The organism is Amaricoccus sp., assembly GCF_047602525.1.
Lineage (GTDB): Bacteria > Pseudomonadota > Alphaproteobacteria > Rhodobacterales > Rhodobacteraceae > Amaricoccus.
In genome coordinates this window covers 3,153,404-3,160,000 of record NZ_JASGHB010000001.1, presented here as the reverse complement: position 1 = coordinate 3,160,000, position 6,597 = coordinate 3,153,404, and the positions used below count along the sequence as shown (strand labels likewise).

Sequence of the window (6,597 nt, the reverse complement as noted above, 5' to 3'; positions counted from 1 at the left end):
GCCCCTGCGCCTGCTGGCGCCGGATTTCAGCCGCGGCGCGTGCGACGGTGGCCTCGCGCTGCGCCGAGCCCGGATGGCTGACGAGGATCGGCAGGCCGCCGTCGGACGCGATCTGCGGCTGGTTGAAGAACGCCGCGCCCCGCTCCGGGTCGTAGCCCGCCCGTGCGGCGATGAAGGCGCCGATCGTGTCGGCCTCGAGCTCGTAGGTCTGGCTGTAGGCCCGCCCCCCGACGCTCGCGCCGATGCTCATCGCGTCGTCCTGCGACACCGGGATGCCGTAGGCGTTGCCCACCGCGGCGGCGAGCCCGCCGAGCGTCGCGCCCAGCGCCTGCTGCTGGCCCTGCTTCGCCACGTGGCCGGCAATGTGGTGACCGGCCTCGTGCGACAGGACGAAGGCGATCTCGTCGTCGTCGTCCATCAGCGGCAGGAGCGTCGCCGCGAAGTGGATGTCCGGCCGGCCGTCGCTGCCCTCCGACTGCCAGGCGTTCGGCGCCTCGTTCGCGTCGCGCACCAGCGTCACGCGGTAGTCGCACCAAGCGGCAGGCGCGTCCGGGCTCTCCTGCCGGCAGAGCCGCTCCGCCGCCGGCTCGACCCGCGCGAGCACCCGGTAGAAGTCGCGCTGGGTCCGCGCCGGACCCGCGGGCGCGGCGGGCCCCGCCGGCGGCGACACGGCCGCCTCGGGGCCGGCGACGGGGCCGGCGACGGGCACGGCATAGGTCGTGCCGCAGGCGGCGAGGGCGAGACAGAGGGCGAGGGGCAGGCGCATGACGGCTCCGGAGACGCGGTTTCGGCGGGCAGCTTGGGCAATTCCCCAACGATTTTGAAGCCACCTCCTGCGGCACGCTCAACCGCGCGTTAACTCCCGCTTGCGCACCGTGCGACATGACCCCGCCGCCCGCCTCCGCGAAGATTCCCGCCAGCGCGCTGCCCGTGGCCGAGCCGGCCCGGCTCGACTGGCTGCGCCTTGCCCGGTCGCGGCGCGTCGGACCCGCCACCTTCGTCCGGCTGCTGCGCGAGACCGGCGATCCGGCGGCCGCGCTCGAGCGGCTGCCGGCGCTCGCCTCCGACGCCGGGGTGCGCGACTACCGTCCCGCGTCCCGGGCCGAGGCGGAGGCCGAGGTGAGCGCCGGCGCGGCGGCCGGCGCGCGCCTGCTGCTGCTCGGCGCGCCCGACTATCCGCCGTCGCTCGCGCTCATCGACGACGCGCCGCCCGTGCTCTGGGCGCTCGGCGACCCGGCCCTCGCCATGCGCCCGACCGTCGCGCTCGTCGGCGCCCGCAACGCGTCGGCCCTCGGCCGCCGCATGGCCTCGCAGCTGGCGCGAGACCTCGGCGCGGCCGGCTTCGTCGTCGCCTCCGGCCTCGCCCGCGGCATCGACGCCGCCGCCCACCGCGCCGCGCTCGAAACGGGCACCATCGCTGCCCAGGCCGGCGGCATCGACGTGATCTATCCGCCCGAGAATGCCGATCTCGCCGCCGAGATGGCCACCCGCGGCCTGCGCCTCTCGGAGATGCCGCCGGGCCACGCCCCGCGCGCCCAGGATTTCCCCCGGCGCAACCGCATCATCTCCGGCCTCGCGCTCGGTGTCGTCGTGATCGAGGGCGCGCTGCGCTCCGGCAGCCTCATCACCGCGCGCAATGCCGCGGACCAGGGCCGAGAGGTGATGGCCGTCCCCGGCAATCCGCTCGATGCCCGGGCCGGTGGCTGCAACGCGCTGATCCGCGACGGCGCCACCCTCGTGCGGCACGCCGAGGACGTCGCCGAGGCGCTGGCCGCGCACCTCGCCACGCCTCTCCGCGCCCCCGCGCCACCGCCCGTCTCCCCGGCGCCCGTCTCCCCGGCGCCCGTCTCCCCGGCGCCCGTCTCCCCGGCGCCCGTCAGCGGCGACGACCTTCCCACGCGCCTTCTCGAGCTGCTGGGGCCCGCCCCCGTCGAGGAGGACGCGCTCACCCGCGACCTTGCCGCCCCCGCGGCGACGGTCGCGGCCGCGCTGCTCGAACTGGAAGCTCGAGGGCCTCGTGCTGCGCCATCCCGGCGGCAAGGTCAGCCTGCCCGCCTGAGCCGGCGGAACCGGCATTCGTTGACATTCTCCGGCGCCCAAACCATCTAGGCCGCCGAACGCCCGGCCCCCGTCGGCCGCGCCAGGAGTTGCCCATGGCCGTTGTCGTCGTCGAATCCCCCGCCAAGGCCAAGACCATCAACAAGTACCTCGGGCCCGGATACACCGTGCTCGCCTCCTACGGCCACGTCCGCGACCTGCCCCCGAAGGACGGATCCGTCGACCCGGACCACGACTTCGAGATGAAGTGGGAGGTCGCCTCCGACAGCGCCAAGCACATCCGCGCCATCGCCGAGGCGCTGAAGGACGACCAGAAGCTCATCCTCGCCACCGACCCCGACCGCGAGGGCGAGGCGATCAGCTGGCACCTGCTCGAGGCCCTCACCGGCCGCAAGGCGGTGAAGAAGGATACCGACGTCGAGCGCGTGGTCTTCAACGCCATCACGAAATCCGCCGTGACGAGCGCGATGGAGAACCCGCGCAAGATCGACATGGAGCTGGTCGACGCCTATCTCGCGCGCCGCGCCCTCGACTACCTCGTCGGCTTCAAGCTCTCGCCGGTGCTCTGGCGCAAGCTGCCCGGCTCCCGCTCCGCCGGCCGCGTCCAGTCCGTCACGCTCCGGCTGATCGTCGATCGCGAGATGGAGATCGAGGCGTTCCGCGCCCGGGAGTACTGGTCGGTCAAGGCGCTGCTCGCCACGCCGCGCGGCGACACCTTCGAGGCGCGCCTGTTCAGCCTCGATGCGAAGAAGCTCGACCGCTACGACCTCGCCGACGAGGCCGCCGCCACCCGCGCCGTCCAGATGATCGAGGCGCGTGACCTTTCCGTCGCGGCCGTCGAATTCGAAGCCTGCGACGCGCAATCCCTCCGCGCCGTTCATGACCTCCACCCTGCAGCAGGAGGCGAGCCGCAAGTTCGGCTTCGGCGCCCGCCAGACGATGAACGCCGCCCAGCGCCTCTATGAGGCCGGGCACATCACCTACATGCGAACCGACGGCATCGACATGGCCCCGGAGGCCGTGATGTCCGCCCGCGAGGTCATCAAGTCCCGCTACGGCGACGCCTACGTCCCCAATAGCCCGCGGATGTACAAGAACAAGGCGAAGAACGCCCAGGAAGCGCACGAGTGCATCCGCCCCACCGACATGCGCGCGCACCCGGACACCCTTCGCCTCGAGCCCGACCAGTGGAAGCTCTATGACCTGATCTGGAAGCGCTCCGTCGCCTCGCAGATGGAGGCCGCCCGCTTCGAGCGCACCACCGTCGACATCGCCAGCGCCGACGCGCAGGTCGGCCTGCGCGCCACCGGCCAGGTCGTCACCTTCGACGGCTTCCTCAAGGTCTACACCGAGGGCCGCGACGACGCGGAGTTCGACCTCTCCGACGATGACGACGGCGGCCGCCTGCCGCAGATCGTCAACGGCGAGCCGGCGGACAAGCGCTCCGTCACGCCGGAGCAGCACTTCACCCAGCCGCCGCCGCGCTACACCGAGGCGACCCTGGTCAAGCGGATGGAAGAGCTCGGCATCGGCCGCCCCTCGACCTATGCCTCGATCGTCTCGACGATCCAGGAGCGGGAATACGTCCGCAAGGACAAGAACCGGCTGTTCCCCGAGGACAAGGGCCGGCTCGTCACCGCCTTCCTCTCCAACTATTTCGGGCGCTACGTCGACTACGACTTCACCGCCGACCTCGAGAGCGACCTCGACAAGGTGACGACCGGCGACGAGGACTGGAAGGCGCTGCTCGCCCGGTTCTGGAAGGATTTCTCCGCGGCGCTCGGCGAGACCGAGGGCCTGCGCATCACCGAGGTGCTCGACAAGATCAACGAGGTGCTGGAGCCGCACCTGTTCCCGAAGACGCCGGAAGATCCAGAGCCCCGCCGCTGCAAGGCCTGCGGCGCGGGTCTCCTGTCGCTCAAGACCTCGCGCAACGGCTCGGCCTTCGTCGGCTGCTCGAACTACCCCGAATGCCGCTATACCCGCCCGCTCGCCGGCGATGCCGAAGGCTCGGCCCTCGACGGCAAGGTGCTCGGCCAGGGCTCGCTCCAGGGCAACCTCCTCGAGGAGGACGCCGAGCCGCAGGACGTGACGATCCGCAAGGGTCCCTACGGCTATTACGTCCAGCTCGGCGAGGGCAAGGACGGCGCGAAGCCGCGGCGCACCTCGATCCCCAAGGGCATGGACCCGGACACGCTCAACCTCGAGCGCGCGCTCGCCCTGCTCTCGCTCCCCCGTGAGGTCGGAATCCACCCGGAGGACGGCCAGCCCGTCGAGGCCTCGATCGGCCGGTTCGGGCCTTACGTGAAGCACGGCAAGACCTACGCCAACCTCAAGGACCCCGAAGAGGTCCTGACCGTCGGCATGAACCGCGCAATGGAGCTGATCGCCCAGAAGGCCGCGCGCGGCTCCGGCGGCCGCGCCGCGGTCAAGCCGCTGCGTGTCCTTGGCGAGCATCCCGACGGCGGGGAGGTCGCGCTCTACGAAGGCCGCTACGGGCCTTACGTGAAGTGGGAGAAGGTGAACGCCACCGTCCCGAAGGAAACCGAACCGGAAGCGGTGACGCTGGAACAGGCGCTCGAGCTGATCGCGACGAAGGCGCCGAAGAAGAAGGCACCCGCGAAGAAGAAGGCCGCGGCTCCCAAGGCGAAGGCCGCGGCGAAGAAGCCTGCCGCCAAATCGGCCGCGAAGAAGAAGAAGGCAGCCGCCCCGGCCGCGGACCCGGACGCGGAATAGGATCCGCCGCCGCCAGAGAAATATCCCACCGGACGGAATCCTCCGGCGATCCGAATATCGCGTCAATCCAAGACTCTGGAGCGGACGGCCCGGCTCTGCCGGGACGGATCCCGCTCTAGTTCAGCGGCACGAAGGCCAGCGCGTCGTTCTGCCCCATCGGAATGACGAGCTGGTTCGCCCCGGCGTCGAAGCACATCGAGGCGGAGCCCGAGATGCCTTCCGCGATCAGCTCGGCCTTGGCACCCGGCGCGATCCGCGACACGCCACCGTTGCGCAGGCTGTTCACGTACTTGGTGCCGTCGGCCAGGATCACGAGGCCATCGCTGCCCGGCTGCGCCGCCTCTTCGGTCTTCAGCAGCTCGCCCGCCGGCGAGAACGTCAGGACACCGGCGTCGCCGAGGTTCACCACGACGATGTTGCCCTCGCCGTCCATCTCGATGCCGTTCGGCTGGTTCAGCGGCTTCCCCTCGATCAGCACCGACACGTTGCCGTCCGGCGCGATCCTGAAGACCTTCCAGGTCTCCGGCCCGTTGTTCTTGCCACCCGCGTTCGTCTGCGTGGCGTAGACCGTGCCATCCGCGGCGACGGTGATGTCATTCAGGCCCGGCGAGTTCGACCTCGACGTCGCCTTTCCCCGCCCCGGTCGCGAGATCGTACTTCCGCAGCACCGCGCGCGCCGGGTCCGACTTCGACGTGCCGCCGTTCCTGTCCGCAGCGTAGAGCACACCTCCGGCGATCGCGCTGCCATAGGGCTGATTGAGCAGCGGTGCCTCACCGCTGTCGCCGATCCACTGCGCCGTCACCACGGCGCCGTCATGGCCGATGAACGAGACGAAGCCGTCGTTCAGCTTCTCCCGCGGCGGCGCGCCGCGGTTCAGCGCCAGGATCACGCCGCGCCCGGCATCGTAGACGCAGCTCTCGGCGTTCTTCGTCACCGGGAAGACCCGCACGTTGTCCGACAACGGCGTCGTCGTCCCGTCCTCGGCAACGAACCCGGTGAGCGACCCCTTCGCCGCATCCTCCTGCGCCGCCGCCGCGGTGGCGAGCCCGATGGACAGCGCCGCGGCGATCGAGACCGCCATCTTCACCCGATACATCTTCACTCTCCGATCTGACTACTTCCAGCGCGCCAGCGCCGCCTCGTCGCCGTCGCGCGCGTCGACCCAGCGGTCGCCGTCCGGCCCGGCCTCTTTCTTCCAGAACGGCGCACGCGACTTCAGGTAGTCCATCAGGAACTCCGCCGCCTCGAATGCCGCCTGCCGGTGCCGCGAGGCGGTCGCGACCATCATGATCCGCTCGCCGGGCTCCAGCCGCCCGAAGCGGTGGATGACGAGGCTCGCCTGCAGCTCCCAGCGCGCCACCGCCTCGGCCTCCAGCGCCGCGAGCGCCGTCTCGGCCATGCCGGGATAGTGCTCGAGCTCCATCGCCACGAGCCCGCCGGTATCGCGCACCAGCCCCGAGAAGGTGACGACGGCGCCGATCTCCAACCGCCCGGACGTGAGCGCCGCCACCTCCGCGCCCAGGTCGAAGTCCTCGCGCTGGACGCGGACGGCCATCAGCCGCCCGTCATCGGGGGAAAGAACGCGACCTCGCGCACACCGGAGAGCGGCGCGGCCAGGTCGGCCAGCTCCTCGTCCACCGCGACCCGCACCGCCGACAGATCGGCAAAGGCCAGCGCATAGCGCTCCTCGCGCCCGGACAGGTCGTCGACCAGCTCTCGCACCGTCGCCGCGTCGGTCTGGACGGTCTCCGACGATTCGCCCACGCGCTCGCGCAGCCATGCGAAATAGCGCACCCGCACGG

At 71.4% G+C, this 6,597-nt stretch carries 5 protein-coding genes and 2 pseudogenes (1 of these 7 running past the window's edge); 2 read left to right on the top strand and 5 right to left on the bottom strand.

Annotated features, from left to right (window positions below):
- On the bottom strand, positions 1-766 hold the 5' portion of the coding sequence (locus tag QM699_RS16175) for a M48 family metalloprotease (RefSeq protein ID WP_415012084.1). The gene continues 29 nt to the left of window position 1, outside the view; the window shows 766 of its 795 coding nt (coding positions 1-766); the start codon lies at positions 764-766; its stop codon lies off the left edge, out of view.
- 116 nt (positions 767-882) lie between these two features.
- Between QM699_RS16175 and dprA the strand changes: the two are divergent.
- Both dprA and topA read left to right on the top strand, forming a co-directional pair.
- Positions 883-2,059, top strand: a pseudogene (dprA, locus tag QM699_RS16170) (DNA-processing protein DprA).
- 94 nt (positions 2,060-2,153) lie between these two features.
- Positions 2,154-4,794 (top strand): annotated as a pseudogene (topA, locus tag QM699_RS16165) (type I DNA topoisomerase).
- Between the two features lie 115 nt (positions 4,795-4,909).
- Here the strand turns inward: topA and QM699_RS16160 are convergent.
- From QM699_RS16160 to moaD, 4 genes are read right to left on the bottom strand one after another with little or no spacing between them, the layout of a single operon-like run.
- Positions 4,910-5,386: an SMP-30/gluconolactonase/LRE family protein gene (locus QM699_RS16160; RefSeq protein WP_415012778.1), complete on the bottom strand. Its 477-nt coding sequence runs from the start codon at positions 5,384-5,386 to the stop codon at positions 4,910-4,912.
- A gap of 1 nt (position 5,387) precedes the next feature.
- A complete protein-coding gene (locus tag QM699_RS16155; RefSeq protein WP_415012083.1) occupies positions 5,388-5,891 on the bottom strand; it encodes a hypothetical protein in 504 nt (167 codons plus the stop codon).
- Positions 5,892-5,909: 18 nt separating this feature from the next.
- Complete coding sequence (locus QM699_RS16150; protein WP_415012082.1) at positions 5,910-6,350, bottom strand: molybdenum cofactor biosynthesis protein MoaE; 441 nt, start codon at positions 6,348-6,350, stop codon at positions 5,910-5,912.
- A complete protein-coding gene (gene moaD, locus QM699_RS16145; RefSeq protein WP_415012777.1) occupies positions 6,350-6,595 on the bottom strand; it encodes a molybdopterin converting factor subunit 1 in 246 nt (81 codons plus the stop codon). The genes QM699_RS16150 and moaD overlap by 1 nt, the downstream gene beginning before the upstream one ends.
- Positions 6,596-6,597: the final 2 nt, after the last annotated feature.

Coding starts and splice junctions, on each gene's coding strand:
- QM699_RS16150 (WP_415012082.1), bottom strand. CDS start 6,350: ATGGCCGTCCGCGTCCAGCGCGAGGACTTCGACCTGGGCGCGGAGGTG.
- QM699_RS16155 (WP_415012083.1), bottom strand. CDS start 5,891: ATGTATCGGGTGAAGATGGCGGTCTCGATCGCCGCGGCGCTGTCCATC.